The organism is Citrobacter sp. S46_ASV_140 (genome assembly GCF_018919545.1).
Lineage (GTDB): Bacteria > Pseudomonadota > Gammaproteobacteria > Enterobacterales > Enterobacteriaceae > Citrobacter > Citrobacter braakii.
In genome coordinates, this window is record NZ_JAHLRC010000027.1 from 16,974 (window position 1) to 39,642 (window position 22,669).

The 22,669-nt window shown below is 52.7% G+C and carries 23 protein-coding genes, 1 tRNA gene and 1 pseudogene; 13 read left to right on the plus strand and 12 right to left on the minus strand.

What is annotated here, in order from left to right:
• The first annotated feature begins 39 nt into the window (after positions 1-39).
• Positions 40-600, plus strand: coding sequence for a TetR/AcrR family transcriptional regulator (locus tag KQJ19_RS09825; RefSeq protein ID WP_029139468.1), 561 nt, complete (start codon positions 40-42; stop codon positions 598-600).
• On the opposite strand, the gene KQJ19_RS09830 is transcribed toward KQJ19_RS09825, so the two are convergent.
• Positions 587-1,384: an SDR family oxidoreductase gene (locus KQJ19_RS09830; protein ID WP_216403604.1), complete on the minus strand. Its 798-nt coding sequence runs from the start codon at positions 1,382-1,384 to the stop codon at positions 587-589. The two genes, KQJ19_RS09825 and KQJ19_RS09830, sit on opposite strands and share 14 nt — an antisense overlap.
• Before the next feature lie 268 nt (positions 1,385-1,652).
• Entirely contained in the window at positions 1,653-3,338 is a 1,686-nt protein-coding gene (locus tag KQJ19_RS09835) for an aspartate:alanine antiporter (protein ID WP_016152406.1), read from the minus strand.
• A 269-nt stretch (positions 3,339-3,607) separates the two neighbouring features.
• Between KQJ19_RS09835 and KQJ19_RS09840 the strand changes: the two genes are divergently transcribed.
• Complete coding sequence (locus KQJ19_RS09840) at positions 3,608-3,988, plus strand: inner membrane protein YbjM (RefSeq protein ID WP_016152407.1); 381 nt, start codon at positions 3,608-3,610, stop codon at positions 3,986-3,988.
• Positions 3,989-4,022: 34 nt separating this feature from the next.
• On the opposite strand, the gene KQJ19_RS09845 is transcribed toward KQJ19_RS09840, so the two are convergent.
• The gene (locus tag KQJ19_RS09845; protein ID WP_016152408.1) at positions 4,023-4,286 is read right to left on the minus strand and encodes a GrxA family glutaredoxin; all 264 of its coding nucleotides are present in this window, start codon (positions 4,284-4,286) and stop codon (positions 4,023-4,025) included.
• Positions 4,287-4,458: 172 nt separating this feature from the next.
• Here KQJ19_RS09845 and KQJ19_RS09850 point away from each other — a divergent pair, with 172 nt between their 5' ends.
• The 10 genes from KQJ19_RS09850 to rlmC all read left to right on the plus strand — a co-directional run bounded on the left by KQJ19_RS09850 (position 4,459) and on the right by rlmC (position 13,323).
• Positions 4,459-4,749, plus strand: a complete 291-nt coding sequence (locus KQJ19_RS09850; protein ID WP_016152409.1) for a YbjC family protein — start codon at positions 4,459-4,461, stop codon at positions 4,747-4,749.
• On the plus strand, positions 4,733-5,455 hold the full coding sequence (gene nfsA, locus KQJ19_RS09855) for a nitroreductase NfsA (protein ID WP_216403605.1): 723 nt from the start codon (positions 4,733-4,735) through the stop codon (positions 5,453-5,455). The genes KQJ19_RS09850 and nfsA overlap by 17 nt, the downstream gene beginning before the upstream one ends.
• A 59-nt stretch (positions 5,456-5,514) precedes the next feature.
• Positions 5,515-6,417, plus strand: coding sequence for a 30S ribosomal protein S6--L-glutamate ligase (gene rimK, locus KQJ19_RS09860; RefSeq protein ID WP_016152412.1), 903 nt, complete (start codon positions 5,515-5,517; stop codon positions 6,415-6,417).
• 90 nt (positions 6,418-6,507) lie between these two features.
• Entirely contained in the window at positions 6,508-6,984 is a 477-nt protein-coding gene (locus KQJ19_RS09865) for a YbjN domain-containing protein (RefSeq protein ID WP_016152413.1), read from the plus strand.
• A gap of 432 nt (positions 6,985-7,416) precedes the next feature.
• Entirely contained in the window at positions 7,417-8,529 is a 1,113-nt protein-coding gene (gene potF / locus KQJ19_RS09870) for a spermidine/putrescine ABC transporter substrate-binding protein PotF (RefSeq protein ID WP_016152414.1), read from the plus strand.
• A gap of 138 nt (positions 8,530-8,667) precedes the next feature.
• Positions 8,668-9,801: a putrescine ABC transporter ATP-binding subunit PotG gene (gene potG, locus KQJ19_RS09875; RefSeq protein WP_200048851.1), complete on the plus strand. Its 1,134-nt coding sequence runs from the start codon at positions 8,668-8,670 to the stop codon at positions 9,799-9,801.
• Positions 9,802-9,810: 9 nt separating this feature from the next.
• Complete coding sequence (gene potH / locus KQJ19_RS09880; protein WP_016152416.1) at positions 9,811-10,764, plus strand: putrescine ABC transporter permease PotH; 954 nt, start codon at positions 9,811-9,813, stop codon at positions 10,762-10,764.
• Entirely contained in the window at positions 10,761-11,606 is an 846-nt protein-coding gene (gene potI / locus KQJ19_RS09885) for a putrescine ABC transporter permease PotI (RefSeq protein ID WP_016152417.1), read from the plus strand. The genes potH and potI overlap by 4 nt, the downstream gene beginning before the upstream one ends.
• 59 nt (positions 11,607-11,665) lie before the next feature.
• Positions 11,666-12,154 (plus strand): YbjO family protein, encoded by a 489-nt coding sequence (locus tag KQJ19_RS09890; RefSeq protein ID WP_016152418.1) that lies wholly within the window; start codon positions 11,666-11,668, stop codon positions 12,152-12,154.
• Between the two features lie 41 nt (positions 12,155-12,195).
• Positions 12,196-13,323, plus strand: coding sequence for a 23S rRNA (uracil(747)-C(5))-methyltransferase RlmC (gene rlmC / locus KQJ19_RS09895; protein WP_216403606.1), 1,128 nt, complete (start codon positions 12,196-12,198; stop codon positions 13,321-13,323).
• Between the two features lie 144 nt (positions 13,324-13,467).
• Here the strand turns inward: rlmC and KQJ19_RS09900 are convergent.
• The 3 genes from KQJ19_RS09900 to KQJ19_RS09910 all read right to left on the minus strand — a co-directional run bounded on the left by KQJ19_RS09900 (position 13,468) and on the right by KQJ19_RS09910 (position 15,259).
• Positions 13,468-13,555 (minus strand) — tRNA-Ser (locus KQJ19_RS09900).
• 149 nt (positions 13,556-13,704) lie between these two features.
• Complete coding sequence (locus KQJ19_RS09905; protein ID WP_016156101.1) at positions 13,705-14,382, minus strand: isochorismatase family protein; 678 nt, start codon at positions 14,380-14,382, stop codon at positions 13,705-13,707.
• 16 nt (positions 14,383-14,398) lie between these two features.
• Positions 14,399-15,259 carry a pirin family protein gene (locus KQJ19_RS09910; protein WP_216403607.1) on the minus strand — a complete coding sequence of 287 codons (861 nt, stop codon included), beginning with the start codon at positions 15,257-15,259 and terminating at the stop codon, positions 14,399-14,401.
• 108 nt (positions 15,260-15,367) lie between these two features.
• Between KQJ19_RS09910 and KQJ19_RS09915 the strand changes: the two genes are divergently transcribed.
• Positions 15,368-16,279, plus strand: coding sequence for a LysR family transcriptional regulator (locus KQJ19_RS09915; RefSeq protein WP_016156103.1), 912 nt, complete (start codon positions 15,368-15,370; stop codon positions 16,277-16,279).
• Between the two features lie 79 nt (positions 16,280-16,358).
• Here KQJ19_RS09915 and infA read toward each other — a convergent pair whose 3' ends face one another.
• The 6 genes and pseudogenes from infA to trxB form a co-directional block, all read right to left on the minus strand.
• The gene (gene infA / locus KQJ19_RS09920) at positions 16,359-16,577 is read right to left on the minus strand and encodes a translation initiation factor IF-1 (protein ID WP_002211347.1); all 219 of its coding nucleotides are present in this window, start codon (positions 16,575-16,577) and stop codon (positions 16,359-16,361) included.
• Positions 16,505-16,862 (minus strand): annotated as a pseudogene (locus tag KQJ19_RS09925) (hypothetical protein). Before KQJ19_RS09925 ends, infA begins: the two are co-directional and overlap by 73 nt.
• Complete coding sequence (gene aat, locus KQJ19_RS09930; protein ID WP_046274664.1) at positions 16,863-17,567, minus strand: leucyl/phenylalanyl-tRNA--protein transferase; 705 nt, start codon at positions 17,565-17,567, stop codon at positions 16,863-16,865.
• Between the two features lie 44 nt (positions 17,568-17,611).
• A complete protein-coding gene (cydC, locus tag KQJ19_RS09935; protein WP_216403608.1) occupies positions 17,612-19,333 on the minus strand; it encodes a cysteine/glutathione ABC transporter ATP-binding protein/permease CydC in 1,722 nt (573 codons plus the stop codon).
• Complete coding sequence (cydD, locus tag KQJ19_RS09940) at positions 19,334-21,100, minus strand: cysteine/glutathione ABC transporter permease/ATP-binding protein CydD (RefSeq protein WP_016156105.1); 1,767 nt, start codon at positions 21,098-21,100, stop codon at positions 19,334-19,336.
• 114 nt (positions 21,101-21,214) lie between these two features.
• A complete protein-coding gene (trxB, locus tag KQJ19_RS09945; protein WP_016152427.1) occupies positions 21,215-22,183 on the minus strand; it encodes a thioredoxin-disulfide reductase in 969 nt (322 codons plus the stop codon).
• Positions 22,184-22,669 lie beyond the last annotated feature (486 nt).

Sequence of the window (22,669 nt, forward strand, 5' to 3'; positions counted from 1 at the left end):
TGTGTACATTTGTACACAAATGCAAGAAGAGGTAATGCAGTGCGACGTGCGAACGATCCGCAGCGGCGGGAAAAAATAGTTCAGGCGACTCTGGATGCGGTAATAGCCCATGGTATTCATGCGGTTACACATCGGAAGATTGCGACAATTGCTCAGGTGCCCTTGGGTTCTATGACCTATTACTTTTCGGGAATTGATGAGCTTTTAATGGAGGCGTTTGACCGTTTTACTGACAGGATGATGCTGCAGTATCAGGCTTTTTTTGCCGACGTTGCGGATGCGTCGCAGGCTTGCCATGCGATTACCGATATGATTTACAGCTCCCAGGTCACGACACCCGATAACATGGAACTCATGTATCAGCTGTATGCCTTCGCCAGCCGTAAACCGGCACTAAAAACGGTGATGCAAAACTGGATGTTACGCAGCCAACAAACGCTGGAGCAGTGGTTTGCTCCGGTTACGGCGCGGGCGCTGGATGCGTTTATTGAAGGGATGACGCTGCATTTTGTCACGGACAAAAAACCGCTGCGGCGAGAAGATATCTTGCTGATGGTGGAGCGTATTGCGGGGTTGCCCGCGACGGTCAGCTGTGCGTAGCGCCGCCGGTAATATTCACCACCGTTGCGGTGATTGCTCCGGCATGGTCTGAAGCCAGAAAGGTCATTACCTCAGCGATTTGTGCAAGCGTAGGCAGGCGCCCAAGCATGGTACTTTGCGCCGCACCACCTAACCATTGTGCGACGGTTATACCCATTGACTGCGCTTTAGCGGTAAAAATCTCCCCGGTATAGGAACCGGCCTGAACGGCATCCACAATCGCATGCGAGCGCACGCCGACGACCCGAACATTCGCCGGCCCCAGTTCGCTGGCAAGCGCTTTAATAAAGGCCTCTGTTCCCGCACAGCCGACGATGTGTCCCAGATGTCCAGGCATCGCCATCGGGGCCGCTGGCGCAACAACGGTGAGAATGACGCCCGCACGATTGCCGCCCATGTGTGGTGTTACGGCTTTTGCGATATTGAACTGCGCCGAGAGGAAAGGGGTGATACCGCTCATAAACTCAGAAAGGGATAATGCCTCGATGCGTTTGCCTTGTTCATGCATAAAGCCGGTTGCGTTAACCACCACATCTATTCCACCGGTTTGCTGCGCAAGGTGAGTAACTTGTTTTGAGGTGCCGTATTCGTCGAGTACATCGGCGACAAAGGTTTCGACTGCACCGCCCGCGGTTCGAATGCTACTGGCCGCCCAATCCAGCTTTTCCTGACTGCGCGCGCCCAGATACACATGGGCGCCTTCACGCGCCATGGCATGCGCAACTGCACTGCCTATAGCGCCGCTGCCTCCGAAGATTACCGCGACTTTGCCTGCGAGTAACATAGCAACCACCTATTACCATATAGCTCTGACTAAAAGTATGTGTCATAACCAGCATGCTGCAAATGTGAGAGAGTTTCGGGGGAGGGAGTCAGCGATCGCAAAATTCAGGCAACAAAAAACCCATCAACCTTGAACCAAAACGGCGGGGTTGATGGGCTCCACAAATTGGGGACATCAAAGAAAAGCAGTGGCAATAGTTATGACTGACGTCTTGAAGAAAAGTTCTGCTTACCTGCAAAAAATTTTCGTTTAAGAGTAAATTTCAGCGCTAACCAAGCCCAGGCCAGACAATGACGATGAGTGTCCCCGCTAATGTCAGCAGTACGTTGGCAATTGCGTAGGTCCCGGCATAGCCTAATGCGGGGATGTTGCTGCGTGCCGTATCGCTGATGATTTCCATTGCTGGAGCGCAGGTACGCGCGCCCATCATGGCGCCAAAAAGCAGGGCGCGGTTCATGCGCAATACGTAAGCACCGAATAAGAAACAGATGACAACCGGCACCAGGCTGACAACCAGGCCGGCAATCAGCATTTGCCCACCCACGGCGCCAAGGCCATTGCCAATGCCGCTGCCCGCGCTTAAACCGACGCCTGCCATAAATACCATCAGGCCAAACTCTTTGACCATGTTCAGCGCCCCCTGTGGGATATAGCCAAACGTTGGATGGTTGGCACGCAGGAAGCCCAGCATGATCCCGGCGAACAGCAGTCCAGCCGCATTCCCGATGCCGAAGCTGAAATTACTGAACTGGAAGGTGATCATCCCGATCATCAGACCGATGATAAAGAAGGCGCAGAAGGCCAGCAGATCGGTCACCTGACTGTGAATGGAAATGAAGCCGATACGATCGGCAATGGTTTTGACGCGGCGAGCATCTCCACTGACCTGCAGCACGTCGCCTTTATTAAGCACGACGTTGTCATCGATAGGCATTTCAATCTGGCTACGGATCACGCGGTTGAGAAAACAGCCGTGATCGGTCAGCTTCAACTGGGCCAGGCGGCGGCCAACGGCATTGTGATTTTTCACCACAATCTCTTCAGTGACGATGCGCATATCGAGCAGATCGCGATCGAACACCTCTTTACCATTACGGAAGCTGGGATCGAGGCGGGCATGTGCATCAGGATAACCCACCAGGGCTATCTCATCGCCCATTTGCAGTACCGCGTCGCCATCCGGGTTGGCCAGGATGCCGTTGCGACGGATGCGTTCAATGTAACAACCGGTCTGGCGATAGATACCCAGCTCGCGCAGATTTTTGCCATCGGCCCATGCCACCAGTTCCGGGCCAACGCGATAGGCACGAATTACCGGCAGATAAACCTTACGGTTGGCATCAGTGTCCAGACCCCGTTCACGTGCGATTTGTTGGGCGCTGGTTTGCAGATCCTGATGCTGAAGTTTCGGCAGGTAGCGCGCGCCAACAATCAGACTGACCAAACCAATCAAATAGGTGAGCGCATAACCGAGGCTCAGGTTATCGAGGGCGGTTGAAAGCGATGTCCCCGACATTCCGGAATGGCGCAAGGTGTCACCCGCGCCGACCAGCACCGGCGTTGAGGTCATCGAGCCGGCCAGCATACCTGCCGTCAGGCCGATGTCCCAGCCAAATAGCTTACCCAGCCCCAGGGCGATCAGCATGGCGCTGCCGACCATCACCAGAGCAAGCATTAGATAATTTTTCCCATCGCGAAAAAAAATCGAAAAAAAGTTGGGACCGGCTTCGACACCGACACAAAAAATAAACAGCATAAAGCCGAGATTTAATGCATCGGTGTTAATACTAAAGTGCTGTTGACCTAATAATAGGGACACCACTAAAACGCCAATGGAATTACCGAGTTGGACTGAACCCAGACGTAACTTACCCAGACACAGGCCCAGTGCCAGGACCACAAATAATAACAGGATGTAATTCCCATTTAACAAATCTGCGACGTTTATATTCACGGAGACTAACTTCTTGTTTACTAGTAAGCTATTGAAAGAAATGGCAATTTACGCTAATGTTTTTGCCAGAAATTAAGGGGCGACAGCTTCGTACACAGCCCCGAATAATGCAGCATAACAATATATGCGGTTAGTTTAATCTCATTACGTATCAACGGCTATAAGAATCGTGTGAGTGTGTTTTTGGCATGGAATGCCTGGTTACTTTATCTGACTGGACGCCTGCGGGCGAAAAGAGTGTTCGATAGAGAATGTGTCAGGAGGAACAATTGAAACATAAGCAAAGTTGGGCGGGTGCGGTCTGCTGCTTTGTGCTCTTTATTGTGGTGTGTCTTTCATTAACGCTGAACGTGAAAGGGGCATTCAGAGCGGCAGGGCATCCTGAGGTCGGATTGTTGTTTTTTATCCTGCCTGGTGCTGCAGCAAGCTTTTTCTCCCATCGTCGGGAGGTGCTCAAACCCCTTCTTGGTGCCATGTTGGCGGCGCCGTGCTGTCTGTTACTGATGCGGTTCGTTTTTATGCCGACGCGTTCGTTGTGGCAAGAGCTGGCGTGGTTGTTTAGTGCGGTGTTTTGGTGCGCGCTTGGCGCATTGTGTTTTTTGTTTATCAGCAACTTGTTCAATCAGCATCATCGACGGAAAAAGAACTGAAGACGCCCTCCAGCGGAGGGCGTAGAAACGGCTATCAGGCGAACAGATTCATGTTCTCTTTTGCCCACGCTTCAAAATCCGTGCAGCCGCCGATGTGTTTTTGATCAACAAAAATCTGCGGAACGGTTTCAACTGGCTTACCTACCGTCTTTTCCAGATCGGCTTTCGTAATACCTTCGGCATGGATATCAATGTAGCGGAAGTTAAAATCGTCATGCTCATTGCTTAATTTTTCTGCTAATTCTTTTGCGCGCACACAATACGGGCACCCTGGACGACCAAAAATAACGGCAAACATCTCTCTCTCCTCGAACTTATCAGGCCGGATGGCAATACTTGTTATGATGCCGCGATTTGTGACAGATGAAAAGCAGGTTCAGCCTGTTGCTTTGATATCCTCAAGCTATAACTGTTAAACACGACAAGCCGGAACGTTTTATAATGAAAGCCATTTCGCCGGGAGGCCGCTTATGCGCACAATTGGTGCATTACCCAAAAGCGTATTGATGCTGGAAATAATCGGGATGGTTTTGTTATCGCTGGCGCTGCTATCGCTTAACGATTACCTCACTTTACCCGCACCGCTTGGCAGTCCGTTAGCCTGCGTGGTGATGATATTTCTGGGTGTGCTGCTGATGCTTCCCGCCGCGGTGGTATTAACGTGGCGTATTGCTCAACTGGTTGCGCCGCAGCTGATGTCACGAACCCCCGGTGATTCTTCACGTTCAGACAGAGAAAAAAGAGATGACGCCAACCATTGATTTACTTCGTAGCCACCGTTCCATTCGCCATTTCACCGATGATGCCATTTCGGATGCGCAGCGGGAGGTGATTATTGCCGCCGCTCAGGGGACCTCAAGCTCCAGTTTTTTACAATGCACATCCATCGTTCGCATAACGGATAACGCTCTGCGCGAATCACTGGCTACTTTATCCGGCGGACAAAAACATGTGGCGCAGGCCGCCGAGTTCTGGGTGTTTTGCGCTGACTTTAATCGCCATTTGCAGATTTGCCCTGACGCGCAACTCGGGCTGGCGGAACAGCTGCTACTGGGCGTTGTTGATACCGCGATGATGGCGCAAAATGCGCTGACGGCGGCAGAGTCTTTGGGGCTTGGCGGCGTGTTTATTGGCGGTCTGCGAAATAACATTGAGCCGGTCACTGAACTGCTGAAGCTTCCGCAACATGTTCTGCCGTTGTTTGGGCTATGCCTCGGCTGGCCTGCTGATAACCCGGATATCAAGCCGCGATTGCCAGCGTCGCTTGTGGTGCACGAAAATCAGTATCAGCCACTCAACAAAGACGTTTTATCGCAATATGATGAGCAGCTCGCGCAGTACTATCTGACCCGCGGGAGCAATACGCGCCGTGACACCTGGAGCGACCATATTCGCCGCACCATCATTAAAGAAAGTCGTCCCTTTATCCTGGAATATTTGCATAAACAGGGATGGGCTACGCGCTAAAGATTTTAACGCAGTGTATGATACGCCAGCTTTTACCAGGTCATTCAGAGAGGTGCAGGGTGAAAATTGCCATTTTGTCCCGGGACGGAACGCTCTATTCTTGTAAGCGCCTGCGTGAAGCGGCGATGCAGCGTGGTCACCTGGTTGAAATTATCGATCCCCTTTCTTGCTATATGAACATCAGCCCGGCGGCGTCCTCTATTCATTACAAGGGCCGCCAGCTTCCTCATTTCGATGCAGTGATCCCAAGGATTGGTTCAGCGATTACCTTTTATGGTACCGCGGCGTTGCGCCAGTTTGAGATGCTGGGTAGCTATCCGCTGAATGAGTCGGTAGCGATTACGCGTGCGCGCGATAAGCTGCGTTCGCTGCAGTTGCTGGCGCGTCAGGGGATCGATTTACCCATCACCGGGATTGCTCACTCTCCGGACGATACCAGCGACATGATTGACATGGTTGGCGGCGCGCCGCTGGTGGTGAAACTGGTTGAAGGTACGCAGGGGATCGGCGTGGTACTGGCGGAAACGCGCCAGGCCGCAGAAAGCGTGGTGGATGCCTTTCGTGGGTTAAATGCTCATATTCTGGTTCAGGAATATATCAAAGAAGCGAAAGGGCGAGATATTCGCTGTTTCGTGGTCGGTGACGAGGTGGTGGCCGCCATTGAGCGCCGGGCCAAAGAAGGTGATTTTCGTTCTAATCTCCATCGCGGTGGGGTTGCCACTATTGCGAATATCACGCCGCGCGAAAGGGAAATTGCGCTCAAAGCCGCTCAGACAATGGGTCTGGACGTTGCTGGCGTTGATATTCTGCGTGCTGAACGTGGGCCGCTGGTCATGGAGGTCAACGCTTCTCCTGGCCTGGAAGGGGTGGAGAAAACTACCGGAATAGACATTGCCGGCAAGATGATCCAGTGGATTGAGCGTCACGCTACGCCTGAATTTTGCCTTAAAATCGGCGGCTAAGCACAATATCGATTGCGATCGTAGTATGACACGCTCTTTTTGCGTAAGCTGTGCCGGTATTTTTTTCATCAATAGAGGTCGCACATTATTATGACATCACTGGTCGTTCCCACTCTGGATACGTTGCGTCAATGGCTCGACGACCTGGGCATGAGTTTTTTTGAATGCGATACCTGTCAGGCGCTGCATTTGCCGCACATGCAGAATTTTGACGGCATCTTTGATGCAAAAGTTGATTTGGTCGATAACGTCATTCTGTTTTCCGCGATGGCAGAAGTCAGACCTTCTGCACTACTGCCGCTGGCCGCCGATCTGTCTGCGATTAACGCCAGTTCACTGACGGTGAAAGCCTTTCTGGATATGCAGGATGATAATCTGCCAAAGCTGGTGGTCTGCCAGTCTTTATCCGTTATCCCGGGCGTGACGTTTGAGCAGTTCGAATATTTTGTTCGCCAGAGTGAAGAGCAAATATCGATGGTGATCCTCGAGGCCGGTGCGCATCAGCTGTTATTTAACGCTGAAGAAGATGCGCAAAACAGCAACGCCGAAGTTCATTTCCTCCATTAATTCTTCCTGAATCTGGACATATATTGCGCAGCCACTGCCAAAGCGGTTGCGTATTGCCTGTTTTTATTCTGCATTTAACCGTTCATTAAAGAATTATTCACCTCCATTCAGCGCCTTCCGCTGTATGTCATAGACAATTCATGCATAAAAAATTGATAAAAGACGTTTTTTAATCTGGGCTATATCCACAAATCCTGGCTAAAGTTATTCTTGCGAAGCTTATCAACGTCATCATTCAAACAGCCCCTTGTGGCCTGACCTGTGGCCACAATGCATATGAATGCATGGGGGGATACCAGCGCGCAATAGCGGCGTGAGGAGAGGCCTCTCTTTTCATTGGTGCCGCTTGAAAGAATATGCACGTTTCTTGCATATCATTAGAGTGTGACATTTTTGTTCGTTTGTTAACGAACTTTCAGAAGGAAAGAGATTATGACCGCCTTAAATAAACGATGGTTACCAGGCCTGGTTGCGGGTGCTCTGATGGCCATCTCTGCTGGCACGCTCGCTGCTGAACAAAAAACGCTGCATATTTATAACTGGTCTGATTATATTGCCCCGGATACGGTGGCTAATTTTGAAAAAGAGACCGGAATTAAAGTTATCTATGACGTATTTGATTCCAATGAAGTGCTGGAAGGTAAGCTCATGGCTGGCAGTACCGGCTTTGACCTTGTCGTTCCATCCGCCAGTTTCCTTGAGCGTCAACTGACCGCGGGCGTCTTCCAGCCGCTGGATAAGAGCAAATTGCCTGGCTGGAAAAACCTCGATCCTGAATTGCTGAAGCTGGTGGGTAAACACGATCCGGACAACAAGTTTGCGATGCCGTATATGTGGGCAACAACCGGTATTGGCTATAACGTGGATAAAGTGAAAGCGGTACTGGGGCCGGATGCGCCGGTTAATAGCTGGGATTTGATCCTCAAGCCAGAAAATCTGGAAAAACTCAAAAGCTGCGGCGTCTCTTTCCTCGACGCGCCCGAAGAAGTGTTTGCCACCGTGCTGAATTATTTGGGTAAAGATCCAAACAGTACCAAAGCGGATGATTACACCGGACCGGCAACCGATCTGCTGTTGAAACTGCGCCCGAATATTCGCTACTTCCACTCCTCGCAGTACATTAACGACCTGGCAAACGGTGATACCTGCGTGGCGATTGGCTGGGCCGGGGATGTATGGCAGGCGGCAAACCGGGCGAAAGAAGCGAAAAATGGCGTCAATATTTCCTTCTCAATTCCTAAGGAAGGTGCGATGGCCTTCTTTGATGTGTTCGCGATGCCAGCCGATGCGAAAAACAAAGACGAAGCCTATCAGTTCCTCAACTACCTGCTGCGCCCTGATGTAATTGCGCATATTTCTGACCACGTGTTCTATGCCAATGCCAACAAAGAAGCGACAGCACTGGTCAGCCAGGACGTGCGCGACAACCCGGGCATTTACCCGCCTGCCGATGTTCGCGCCAAGCTGTTCACGCTGAAAGTACAGGATCCGAAGATCGACCGTGTACGTACTCGCGCCTGGACGAAGGTAAAAAGCGGGAAATAACCCGATGTACGGGACGTGACCCGGCAGGATTTACGCCTGCCGGGCAGTGTTGATCCCGGACACATATAACCCGGCAATACGCACCACTGTGGTGCGTTATTTGCACCGTTTCTTTGTTTTATGCCGGAGAGCGCCTAATTGAATGATGCAACCCCACGCCCACAAGCGAAAATCCGCAAGGCGCTGACCCCGCTGCTTGAAATTCGCAACCTGACCAAGTCCTTTGACGGTCAGCATGCCGTTGATGACGTCAATCTTACTATCTACAAAGGTGAAATATTTGCTCTGCTCGGGGCGTCCGGCTGCGGTAAATCGACCCTGTTGCGGATGCTGGCGGGATTTGAACAGCCAACAACCGGGCAAATTATGCTTGATGGCGTCGATTTAGCGCATGTCCCGCCTTATCTGCGTCCGATTAATATGATGTTTCAGTCCTATGCACTGTTTCCGCACATGACGGTAGAGCAGAACATTGCCTTTGGCCTCAAGCAGGACAAGCTGCCAAAGACTGAAATCGCCAGTCGGGTGAATGAGATGCTGGGCCTGGTGCATATGCAGGAGTTCGCCAAACGTAAGCCGCATCAGCTTTCTGGCGGTCAGCGTCAGCGCGTGGCGTTGGCGCGTAGCCTGGCGAAACGCCCGAAGCTGCTGTTGTTGGATGAACCGATGGGGGCGCTGGATAAAAAGCTCCGTGACCGCATGCAACTGGAAGTGGTGGATATCCTTGAACGTGTCGGCGTGACCTGCGTGATGGTGACGCACGATCAGGAAGAAGCCATGACGATGGCGGGCCGCATTGCGATCATGAACCGTGGCAAATTTGTCCAGATCGGCGAGCCTGAAGAGATCTACGAGCATCCGACTACGCGTTACAGTGCAGAATTTATCGGTTCGGTTAACGTCTTTGAGGGGCTGCTGAAAGAACGTCAGGAGGATGGTCTGGTTATTGAGTCTCCAGGATTGGTACATCCGCTGAAAGTGGACGCAGACGCTTCCGTTGTCGATAACGTCCCGGTGTATGTTGCGCTGCGCCCGGAAAAAATCATGCTCTGCGAAGCCCCTCCGCCAGAGGGATATAACTTCGCGGTAGGCGAAGTGGTGCACATTGCCTATCTGGGTGATTTGTCGGTGTACCACGTACGCTTGAAAAGTGGCCAGATGCTGAGCGCTCAGCTACAAAATGAACATCGTTATCGCAAGGGATTACCCACCTGGGGTGACGAAGTCCGTTTATGTTGGGATGCGGACAGCTGTGTGGTGTTGACGGTTTAAGGAGCGAAGATGAGTACACTTGAACCTCCGGCGCGCGTGGATAACGTGGGGCGTTTCACGCTGTTTATGTCGCGGCTGCAAATGAAGCACGGGCGCAAGCTGGTCATCGCGCTGCCGTATGTGTGGCTGATGCTCCTGTTTCTGCTGCCGTTTCTGATCGTCTTCAAAATCAGTTTGGCTGAAATGGCGCGGGCTATTCCGCCGTATACCGACCTCATTTCATGGGCTGACGATCAGTTATCCATCACCCTCAATTTAGGCAATTTCCTGCAACTGACGGACGATCCGCTCTATTTTGATGCGTATCTGCAATCTTTGCAGGTAGCGGGGATTTCGACTGTCTGTTGCCTGCTGTTGGGATATCCGCTGGCATGGGCGGTCGCGCACAGCAAACCCTCGACACGCAATATTCTGTTGCTGCTGGTGATCCTGCCGTCCTGGACGTCATTTTTGATTCGCGTATACGCCTGGATGGGGATCCTGAAAAATAACGGTGTCCTGAACAACGTTTTGATGTGGCTGGGCGTTATCGACCAACCGTTGACGATTCTGCACACCAATCTGGCGGTCTATATCGGTATTGTTTACGCCTATTTGCCCTTTATGGTGCTGCCGATTTATACCGCGCTGACGCGTATTGATTACTCGCTGGTGGAAGCGGCACTGGATTTAGGCGCCCGACCATTGAAAACCTTCTTTAGCGTGATCGTGCCGTTGACCAAGGGCGGGATTATCGCCGGGTCAATGCTGGTGTTTATCCCGGCGGTTGGAGAGTTTGTGATCCCGGAACTGCTGGGCGGCCCGGACAGCATCATGATTGGGCGCGTGCTTTGGCAGGAGTTTTTCAATAACCGAGACTGGCCGGTGGCTTCTGCCGTCGCCATTATTATGCTGCTGTTACTGATTGTGCCGATCATGTGGTTCCATAAATATCAGCAAAAAAGCGTGGGGGAACACGGATGAATAACTTACCGGTCGTTCGCTCGCCGTGGCGTATTTTTATCCTGGTACTGGGTTTTACCTTCCTGTACGCGCCGATGCTGATGTTGGTTATCTATTCGTTTAACAGCTCCAAGCTGGTGACGGTCTGGGCGGGGTGGTCAACGCGTTGGTATGGTGAGCTTTTCCACGATAGCGCGATGATAAGCGCCGTCGGCATGAGCTTAACGATTGCCGCCTGTGCTGCGACGATGGCGGCAATTCTCGGTACCATCGCCGCCGTGGTGATGGTGCGCTTTGGTCGTTTTCGTGGATCAAATGGTTTCGCCTTTATGATCACCGCACCGCTGGTGATGCCGGATGTCATTACCGGTTTGTCGCTGCTGCTGCTGTTTGTGGCTTTGGCGCACGCCATCGGCTGGCCAGCGGATCGCGGTATGTTGACCATCTGGCTGGCGCACGTCACATTCTGTACAGCGTACGTGGCGGTAGTGATTTCCTCGCGTTTACGCGAACTGGATCACTCCATTGAGGAAGCGGCGATGGATCTTGGTGCCACGCCGCTGAAGGTTTTTTTCGTCATCACGCTGCCGATGATTATGCCGGCGGTGATCTCAGGGTGGTTACTGGCCTTTACGCTGTCGCTCGATGACCTGGTCATTGCCAGTTTTGTCTCTGGTCCTGGCGCCACAACGTTACCCATGCTGGTGTTCTCCAGCGTACGTATGGGGGTCAATCCGGAGATCAACGCGCTGGCGACGTTGATACTTGGCGTAGTAGGAATTATCGGATTTATCGCGTGGTATCTGATGGCGCGAACAGAAAAACAACGGATTCGCGATATCCAACGTGCAAGACGCGGCTGAAAAAACTAAAATCTGCCAACCTGTCTATACGGCGCAGCTGCGGTGGCTGCGCCGTTTTCATGGAAGACGACGCGTTGGGATTTTTTAAGAAATCATCCACATCACATGCCCGTTTAAACGTCCCTACTTTAGTGCAGGTGGCGGCGCTGGCTATTATCATGATCCGCTGTCTCGATCTGTTGATGATTTTTAATACGCTCGGGTTTCGCGGAACCAGCGAGTTTATTCATCGCAGCGTCCAGACCTGGAATTTGACGCTGGTGTTTCTGGGTAGCCTGGTGCTGCTGTTTATCGAAATTTACTGCGCATTTTCGCTGGTTAAAGGTCGGAACTGGGCACGCTGGGTCTATCTACTGACCCAGATTATCGCCAGCGTCTATCTGTGGGCGGCCTCATTGGGCTATGGATATCCGGAACTGTTCAGTATTGCGGGAGAGTCCAGACGTGAAATCCTGCATACGCTGGTGATGCAAAAATTACCGGATATGCTGGTGTTGCTACTGCTGTTTGTTCCTGCGTCCAGCAGGCGGTTCTTCCGCTTGCAATAACGTGTATAATCTTCGCCCCCTGTTAATTTGTAGGTTTTTGTATGCAGTGCGCACTTTATGACGCCGAACGCTGCCGCTCTTGTCAGTGGATAACGCAGCCTGTCGCCGATCAACTCTTCGCCAAAACAGCCGATCTGCAGAATCTGCTGGCCGCTTATCCGGTCGGAGAATGGTGCGCGCCGGTCAGCGGCCCGGAGAGCGCTTTTCGTAATAAAGCTAAAATGGTGGTCAGCGGCAGCGTGGAAAAACCGCTGCTGGGGATGCTGCATCGTGACGGTACGCCGGAGGATTTGTGCGAGTGTCCGCTCTATCCTGAGTCTTTTGCGCCGGTGTTTGCTGCACTTAAACCGTTTATCGCCCGTGCGGGGTTGACGCCCTATAACGTGGCGCGCAAACGCGGGGAGCTGAAATATCTGCTGTTAACGGAAAGCCGGTTTGATGGCGGTATGATGCTGCGTTTTGTTCTGCGCTCCGATGCGAAACTGGCACAACTGAGTACGGCGCTGCCATGGTTACAGGCCCAGCTTCCGCAATTAAAAGTGATCACCGCCAATATTCAACCTGTGCATATGGCGATTATGGAAGGGGAGAGCGAAATCTTCCTGACGGAACAACAGGCGCTGGCTGAACGCTTTAACGATGTGCCATTGTGGATACGCCCACAGAGCTTCTTCCAGACCAACCCCGTGGTGGCTGGGCATTTATATGCCACGGCGCGCGACTGGGTGCGTCAGCTTCCGGTTAATCACATGTGGGATCTGTTTTGCGGCGTCGGGGGTTTTGGTTTGCACTGCGCCACGCCGCAGATGAAACTGACGGGTATTGAAATTGCGCCAGAGGCCATTACTTGCGCGAAACAGTCGGCGCAGGAGCTTGGTTTGAAGAATCTGCATTTTCAGGCGCTGGATTCAACCCAGTTTGCTACCGCGCAGGGAGAAGTGCCGGACCTGGTGCTGGTGAATCCGCCTCGTCGGGGGATTGGGAAGCCGCTGTGCGATTTTCTTTCCCGCATGGCGCCGCGTTTTATCGTTTACTCCAGCTGTAATGCACAAACCATGGCGAAGGATATCCGCGAGTTGCCTGGATATCGCATTGAACGCGTCCAACTTTTTGATATGTTCCCACATACCGCGCATTACGAAGTGTTAACACTGCTCAGCCGACAATAACCGACATGCCTGATGGCGCTACGCTTATCAGGCTACGCAGAGATGTTGAAATGTAGGCCGGATAAGGCGCATGCGCTGCATCCGGCGGCAAATGCAACATGCGAAAAAAAAGCCCGTACTTACGTACGAGCTCTTTCTCGAATATGGCGGTGAGGGGGGGATTCGAACCCCCGATACGTTGCCGTATACACACTTTCCAGGCGTGCTCCTTCAGCCACTCGGACACCTCACCATATTGTATTGCTGCCTGACCGCTTGGGGGGCAACGGGGCGCTACTATAGGGAGTTGCGCTAAAACGGTCAAGCAGAATTTACGTGTTAACTCTCGTTTGGTTACGCAATGTACATATTCCTCCGCCCGGACAGGCGCGGAGAATATGATTAGCGCTGCGAGTCCAGTTTTTCGCCGTTGGTCACGACTTCCTGGGCCTTGCTATAGCTCTCGATCAGCAACTGATAAGCCGGGAAGATTTTGGTATACACTTCCGCCCATTCAGCGGCGTCTTCACGGTTCCATGTTCCCTGAATTTCAGAAGCGACGGCGGCGGTATCCATCGGTATCACGCCAGCCTGAACAACACGTGCCAGGGTGATTTCCTGCGCCATTTTGCTGTAAGTACCGGAAGCGTCGATCACTGCGAAGACCTTGTAGCCCTCCGCAACCGCGCTGATGGCCGGGAAAGCCATGCACACGCTGGTGATCGTACCGGCGATAATCAGCGTCTTACGACCCGTAGCTTTGACCGCTTTCACGAAGTCTTCGTTATCCCAGGCGTTGATTTCGCCTTTACGTGCTACGTATTGGGCATGTGGCGCATTGGCATGGATCTCTGGGATCAACGGGCCGTTAGGCCCCTGCGGTACCGATGCCGTGGTAATTACCGGCATCTTCGCCAGGGTTGCGATTTTAGCCAGCGCGGCGGCACGCGCACGCAGTTCCGGCATTGGCATATCGCCGACGGTCTGGAACAGCCCACTCTGATGATCGATAAGCAGCATGACGGAATCATTCACATCGATGACCGGACGTGAACCATTAAAGTTTGCAGGACTGGACATATTCTTCTCCTTCGATTCAGATTTGGCCAAAGCGGCCGGAGTTAAAATCGCGGACGGCTTCAGCGATTTCTTGTTTCGTATTCATCACAAACGGACCGTAACCTACAATCGGCTCGTTCAATGGTTCGCCAGACAGCAGCAGCACGCTGGCGTCGCTGGTGGCTTCAATGTGTAGCGTTTTCCCCTGCTGGCTTAGCACTACCAGTTGTGCTTCGCCGGCAGGCGTGGTGCCGTTTACGGTGATATTCCCTTTTAATACCACCAGAGCGGTGCTCCACCCTTCAGACTGGGACAACGTCAGCGGATGATTACGTTGCAGGCGCATATCCCAGACGTTCAGCGGTGAAAAGGTGTGTGCCGGGCCTTTCGTATCCTGATAGCTGCCCGCGATCACACGAACGCTGCCTGCATCATCGGGCAAGGCGACTGTGGGAATAACATCGCTGCTGATGCCCTGATAACCCGGTACGGCCATTTTGTTTTTTGCCGGCAGATTGACCCACAGTTGCACCATTTCCAGTTCACCGCCCTGACGGGTAAATTCCGGGGAGTGGAACTCTTCGTGTAATATTCCTGCACCAGCGGTCATCCACTGCACATCGCCAGGGCCGATAATGCCGCCGCGACCGGTTGAATCACGGTGTTCAACTTCGCCGCTGTAAACGATAGTCACCGTCTCAAAACCGCGGTGAGGGTGTTCACCTACGCCGCGTTTTTCGTTACCCGGCGTGAACGTATGCGGACCCGCGTAATCAAGCAGCAGGAACGGGCTTAATTGCTCAGCATGAGACTGGTAAGAGAACATCGAGCGAACCGGAAATCCATCGCCAACCCAGTGTGGGCGAGGTGCGGTGTAGATGCCTGTTACTTGTTTCATATGTGTCTCCTCAGTGGCGTTGTTTTGATGTGAATAAGCTTATATTCATGACAGCGAGCTGAGTAGTAGCTAAAATAGCTCTCACTGTCTCAAAAATAGGACAATAAAATGGCAAGGCCGGATCTCAATGATTTTGCATGGTTTGTGCATGTTGTAGAGGAAGGGGGATTCGCGGCGGCGGGTCGGGCGCTTGATGAACCAAAATCAAAACTGAGCCGACGGATAGCGCAACTTGAAGAGAGGCTGGGGGTACGACTGATTCAGCGAACCACCCGGCAATTTAACGTGACTGAAGTCGGGCAAACCTTTTACGAACACTGTAAGGCGATGCTGGTGGAGGCGCAGGCGGCGCAGGATGCCATTGCCGCGTTACAGGTTGAACCGCGTGGCGTTGTGAAGCTGACTTGTCCTGTTACGTTGCTGCATGTGCATATCGGGCCAATGCTTGCCCGTTTTATGGCACGTTATCCTGACGTATCAGTACAACTGGAGGCCACGAACCGTCGTGTTGACGTCGTTGGAGAAGGTCTGGATGTGGCGATTCGCGTCAGACCTCGGCCATTTGAGGATAGCGACCTGGTGATGCGCGTCCTGGCGGACAGAGGACATCGCTTGTATGCCAGCCCGCAGTTAATTGAGCAGATGGGGGCGCTACACTCTCCGGCAGAGCTGACCCGTTGGCCAGGTTTGAGTCTGGCCTCTGGTAAACATGTGCATCGTTGGGAGTTATTCGGCCCGCAGGGCGCGCGGGCGGAGGTGCATTTCACGCCGCGTATGATCACCACCGATATGCTGGCGTTACGCGAAGCCGCAGTCGCCGGAGTAGGTGTTGTTCAACTTCCACAGTTGATGGTAAAAGATCAATTAGCTGCGGGTGAGTTGGTGGCGTTGCTCGATGGTTGGGAACCTAAGCGAGAAATTATTCACGCAGTCTTTCCTTCACGCAGGGGATTATTACCGTCAGTGCGCGCATTAGTGGATTTCTTAACGGAAGAATATGCGCGGATGATTGAGGATTAAATACCAGGCCTCAGTCCACAAAAAAGGCCGGTTAAACCGACCTTTTATTATCTGGACGCCATTCGGGCGTTAAAAACAATCAGCGACTACGGAAGACAATGCGGCCTTTGCTCAGGTCGTACGGGGTCAGCTCAACAGTCACTTTGTCGCCCGTCAGGATGCGGATATAGTTTTTACGCATTTTACCGGAGATGTGTGCAGTAACCACGTGACCGTTTTCTAACTCTACGCGGAACATGGTATTAGGTAACGTATCGAGAACGGTACCCTGCATTTCAATATTGTCTTCTTTGGCCATCTAATCCTCTGGGGTATCACTACCGTAATTTGAACCGGCAAGATAATGCCGAAGTTCTTTTAATAAGTAAAGATTTGTGCGTTTAAAACACAGCAAATCGGGTTTGGCGCATTACTCTATCCACACACGGCAAAGCCGCACTTAAAGCGCAACGTGTAAGGGAACGAGGAGATAAACGATAGGCGTTGCCTGACGCGAACTGTTCCTTAACGGCGGCGGGGTAATGGGCTAAACCAACTCTGCGCGACAATTATAACACCCCGACAAAAAATGTGCCGAAAACATTCACTCCTGAGGTGAAAATAACATCCTGGGAATCCAGAAATGGCTCGGTAGCCGCTGCTGGCGCAGTCTGCTCAGGTGCTCAAGGTACTCCCGACGCGGTGTTTCGACGGCGCCCAGCGAGGCTGTGTGGCTATTTAATACCTGGCAGTCGATTAATTTTCCGCCCTGACGGATAAATTCAGCGCAAAAAACAAGCAGTGCGGTTTTGGACGCATTTTCCTGACGGCTGAACATCGATTCGCCACAAAACAGCGTACCTTGCGCCACGCCATACATACCGCCCACTAATTCATTTTGTCGCCACACCTCAATTGAGTGGGCATGCCCCAGTTCGTGCAGGCGATGGTAAGCATCCACCACATCATGCGTTATCCAGGTGCCTTCTTCCCGGTCATTCGCGCAGCCTTCAATCACCTGACCAAACGCGTAATTGAGCGTCACGCGATAAGGCGAATTTTTATGAAAGCGTTTCATGCTGCGGCTGAGGTGAAATTTCTCGGGCCAAAGAATGGCGCGCGGATCGGGCGACCACCAAAGGATGGGGTCGCCAGGTGAAAACCATGGGAAAATACCGCGCTGATAGGCCATCAGCAGGCGGGCAGGGCTGAGATCGCCGCCAAGCGCCAATAAACCGTTAGGCTCGCGTAAAGCGCCTTCCGGTGACGGGAAGGCTATGGAATGGCGGGACAGTTGCACCAGGCGCATGACAGCGAAACTCCACTACGCGAGTTTGATCGTTCAATAATAGCTTACAGACGTTGCTTAAACTGGTAATAACGCCCCTGCCTGGCTAACAGATCTGCGTGATTACCTTGCTCAATAATTTGTCCGTTGTCCATTACTATTATTTGATCAAAACGTGACAGCCCACGCAGACGATGTGTAACCATTAATACGGTTTTGTTGCGCATGACATCGCTAATTAATTCAAGCATTTGACTTTCCGTTGTGGCATCCAACCCTTCGGTGGGTTCATCCAGCAGCATCAGCGGAGCATCGTGCAATAAGGCGCGGGCGATAGCCAGACGACGGAGCTCGCCGCCAGAAAGCTGACGACCGCCTTCGCCCAGCCAGGCGTTGAGTCCATCATCCTCAAGCAGTTTGTCCAGACCGACGCGGCACAACATCGCGGTTAATGCGTCATCGCCGGCGTGCGGTGCCGCCAGCAACAGGTTATCGCGAAGCGTAGCGCTGAACAGATGCACGCGCTGTGGCACGACGCTGATACTCTGGCGCAGCGTGGCTTCACTAAGGGTCGCAATTTGCTGTTCGTTAATCAGAATCTCGCCACTCTGCGGATCCCATGCGCGGGTTAACAATTGCAATAACGTTGACTTACCACAGCCGGTGCGACCGAGAATCGCAATGTGTTCACCGGGGTTGGCCTGCAGGGAAAGTGTATCGAGCGCCTTTTGCGCCTGTCCTGGATAGCTGAATGACACATCGCGTAGCGTAAGGGTTACCTGCTCTGAAATCGAGGAAACCGCATCCGGGAAGGTCACTTCTGGCTGCTGTTCGGTCAGTTCGGTGATGCGCAGCGCAGAGGCAATAACCTGGCCGAGATGCTGAAACGCGCCGGTGACAGGCGCTAACGCTTCGAACGCGGCTAGTGCACAGAAGACAAACAGCGCGATCAGTGCGCCTGGCTGGGTGTTACCGCCCACGCCGCCTGAGGCCATCCATAGCATCATAATCACTGCCAGCGCGCCGACTAACAGCATGACCGCCTGCGACAACGCCGTTAATTCAGACTGGCGTCTCTGGGCTTCGTGCCATTGCAACTCGGTGGCTTCCATTTGAGCGCGGTAGCGTTCACTGGCGCCAAAAATGGTCAATTCAGCCTGGCCCTGTAGCCAGGAGGTTAACTGCTGACGATATTGCCCACGCAGATGCGTCAGACTTTGTCCGGTGCTTTTGCCTGCCTGATAAAAGAGTGGGGGCAGAATAAATAAGGTCAGCAGCATAATACTGCCGAGGGTGATAGCCAGCGTGAAATCGAGAACGCTTAGCCCCAGCGTGACCACCATGATGACGACAAAAGCCCCTACCAGCGGGGAGATCACGCGCAAGTACAGATGATCGAGCGTGTCGACATCAGCCACCACGCGGTTAAGTAATTCACCCTGTCCATAACGGGACAGGCCCGCAGGAGAGAGCGGCAGTAGTTTGCTGAAGGTATAAATACGCAAATGCTGCAGCACACGGAACGTTGCGTCATGGCTGACCAGTCGTTCGAAATAACGCCCCGCGGTGCGGGTGATCGCTGCGCCGCGTACGCCTGCGGCAGGGAGCATATAGTTAAAGCTGTAAATTCCGGTGACGCCAACCACCGCAGAAGCCGACAGGAACCACCCTGAAAGCGTCAGCAAACCAATACTTGCCAGCAGCGTGACGATCGCCAGAACGATCCCCAGCGTTAACATCCATTTGTGACGTTTATACAGCGTCAGATAAGGTAGCAAAGCGCGCATTTAGATGTCCTCCTGACGATGAGCCAGTAATGTCGCAAAAGCCCCGTTGGCTGAGCTAAGTTCGGTCCAGGTACCTTGTTCAACGATCTGTCCGTCCTGCATCACCCAGATAGCGTCCCAGTCGGCAAGATCTTCCAACTGGTGCGTCACCATCAGCGTGGTCTGGCGGCGAGATGCCGCGTTCAACGCCTGCATCACGCGTTGTTCGCTGTGCGCATCAAGACTGGCGGCGGGTTCGTCCAGCAGCAGTAACTGACAGGGATTGAGTAAGGCGCGAGCAACGGCAACGCGCTGCGCTTGCCCGACGGAAAGTCGGGCCGCCTGATCGCCGACTGGCGTATCCACGCCCTGCGGCAGCAGCGGTAAAAACTCGCTGACCCAGGCGCTGTCGAGTGCGGCTTGTAGCTGTTCTTCGCTGGCATCGGGGCGAGCCAGCAGAACGTTTTCGCGTAACGTGGCGGCAGGAAGTTGCGGATTTTGCCCGACCCATGACAGTTGTTTACGCCAGGAATCAGGTGACAGGTCGCGAAGTTCAAAGCCGTTAATTCGCAGCGATCCCCGATAAGAGAGGAAACCGGACAGGACATTAAGCAGCGAACTTTTACCGGAACCGCTGCGTCCAACCAGCACTGCGCGATGACCGGCTGCCAGGGTAAAGTTGAGCGGGCCGGCCAGCACTTTACCTTCCGGCGAAGTGATAATCAGATCGTGTGCCTCAAGTGAAACAGCGTCTTTCGTCGCCAGCTCAATGTCGCCACGCTCTGGATGAGCCAGCGGGGTTTCCATGAAAGTTTTCAGACTATCAGCTGCACCAACGGCTTGCGCTTTGGCGTGATAAAACGTGCCCAGATCGCGCAGGGGCTGGAAAAACTCCGGCGCCAGAATGAGCGCGAGGAAGCCTGCTGCCAGCGTGACGCCCGTCCCGTAGTGGCCGAAATCGAGCTCTCCGAGGTAGGAAAAACCGAAGTAAACCGCCACCAGCGCAATAGACAGAGAGGTAAAGAACTCAAGGACACCAGATGACAGGAAGGCCAGGCGCAGGACTTCCATGGTGCGCTGGCGGAAATCTTGCGACGCAGCGCGGATGCTTTCCGTTTCGGCTTCACCGCGACCAAATATTCTTAGCGTTTCCATACCCCGCAGACGATCGAGGAAATGACCGCTGAGGCGGGCAAGAGCCTGAAAATTGCGGCGGTTAGCATCGGCAGCGCCCATACCGACCATTGCCATAAATAACGGGATCAGCGGGGCTGTTCCGAGCAGAATAAGGGCGGCTACCCAGTTTGACGGGAATACCGCCGCCACAATCAATAATGGGACGCATACTGCCAGCGCCATTTGCGGCAGATAACGTGCATAGTAATCATGCATATCGTCAATCTGTTCCAGGATCAGCGTGGCCCAGCTCCCGGCCGGTTTGCCCTGTATCCAGGCAGGACCTGCCTGTTGCAGACGGTCAAGCACCTGGCGGCGAATTTCAAAGCGAATATGTTGCCCTGCGTGAAACCCGACCCGTTCGCGTAACCAGACGACCCATGCCCGCAGGATGAAAATCAATACCAGCACGATGAACGGAAGCAGCAGCGCCTCTCGGGGAATATTGGCCATGATCATATGGTCCAGAATGCGGGCCATGAGCCAGGCCTGAGCGACGATTAACAGACCACTCACGAACCCCAACAGGCGTGAAATGTTCAGCCATCGTTGGGAAATTACACTTTGCTGTTTTAACCAGCGGGTCAGCTCTTTTTGACGGGTTTTATTCATTGCACGCTTAGCAGGTGAGTTATTGGAATTTTTGGGCAGGGCAATGTTACAACGAGGCAAAAATAAAGGCGACTTATAGTCGCCTTTTTTACTTTTGTTACTGATTTGTAAAACTTATTTGCAAGCGTCCGCCAGACCGTCGAGATAACGTTCTGCATCGAGCGCGGCCATACAGCCTGTGCCCGCAGAGGTGATCGCCTGGCGATAAATATGATCCATTACGTCACCGGCTGCGAAGACCCCCGGAATGCTGGTTTGTGTGGCATTACCGTGAATACCGGACTGAACTTTGATGTAGCCGTTTTCCAGTTCAAGCTGACCGTCGAAAATGGCCGTATTCGGGCTGTGACCGATAGCGACAAACAATCCGGCAACGTCAAGTGACTCCACATTGTCAGTGTTTTGCGTATCACGCAGGCGCAGCCCGGTTACGCCCATTTGATCGCCGGTTACTTCTTCCAGCGTGCGGTGGGTGTGCAGCACGATGTTGCCGTTTTCAACTTTATCCATTAAACGCTTGATGAGAATTTTCTCTGCGCGGAAACTGTCGCGACGGTGAATCAAATGCACTTCAGATGCGATATTCGCCAGATACAGCGCTTCTTCAACCGCAGTGTTGCCACCGCCAATCACCGCAACTTTTTGGTTACGGTAGAAGAAACCGTCGCAGGTCGCGCAGGCGGAAACGCCGCGGCCTTTGAATGCTTCTTCTGAAGGCAGGCCCAGGTAACGTGCTGAAGCGCCGGTAGCGATGATCAGTGCGTCACAGGTGTACTCTCCGCTATCGCCGGTCAGACGGAAAGGGCGGTTTTGCAGATCAACTTTGCTGATGTGATCAAAAATGATTTCTGTATCAAATTTGGTCGCATGTTCGTGCATACGCTCCATCAGCAGCGGGCCAGTGAGATCGTGCGGATCGCCAGGCCAGTTTTCCACTTCTGTTGTTGTGGTCAGTTGACCACCTTTTTCCATACCGGTAATCAGTACCGGTTGCAGGTTAGCGCGTGCAGCGTAGACCGCAGCGGTATATCCCGCAGGGCCTGAGCCCAGAATAAGAAGTTTACTGTGTTTGGTTGCGCCCATGAGATCCCCATAGTTGTTGGCAGGCAATGAGCAGGATTGTAGGGAATTTACAGGCGTAAAAAAAGAGTATGGCGATTTTGTTAACAATTTGTGTAATAGCAGAAACCGATGAGCGGGGGAATAAGTCGTAATACTATAACGATTTCTACTAAAAATCGGTCAGTTATAAGGTGATAAAATGACGATTTTCCATCACTGCGAATGAATAACTGGCATGTTGTACTAAAAATCGATGTTTTGCTTTGACAATCACCTGCTGTTTTGCGAAAACAGTCAAGGAAGAAAAAAAATGTGTCATGTATGTGCTGCATAATCATGCATGTAGATACCATGTTTACCGTGTTAGCGAAATCTACGCATGGTGTGGACAGATGCCATTCGTGATGTCGATAGCCGCCGACAGGCAACGGTCTTCTCACCATAAGCCCAGGCATTACAAACCGAAAATCCCTCTGGGTTGCGGTTTATTTTGATGGGTAGCGACTC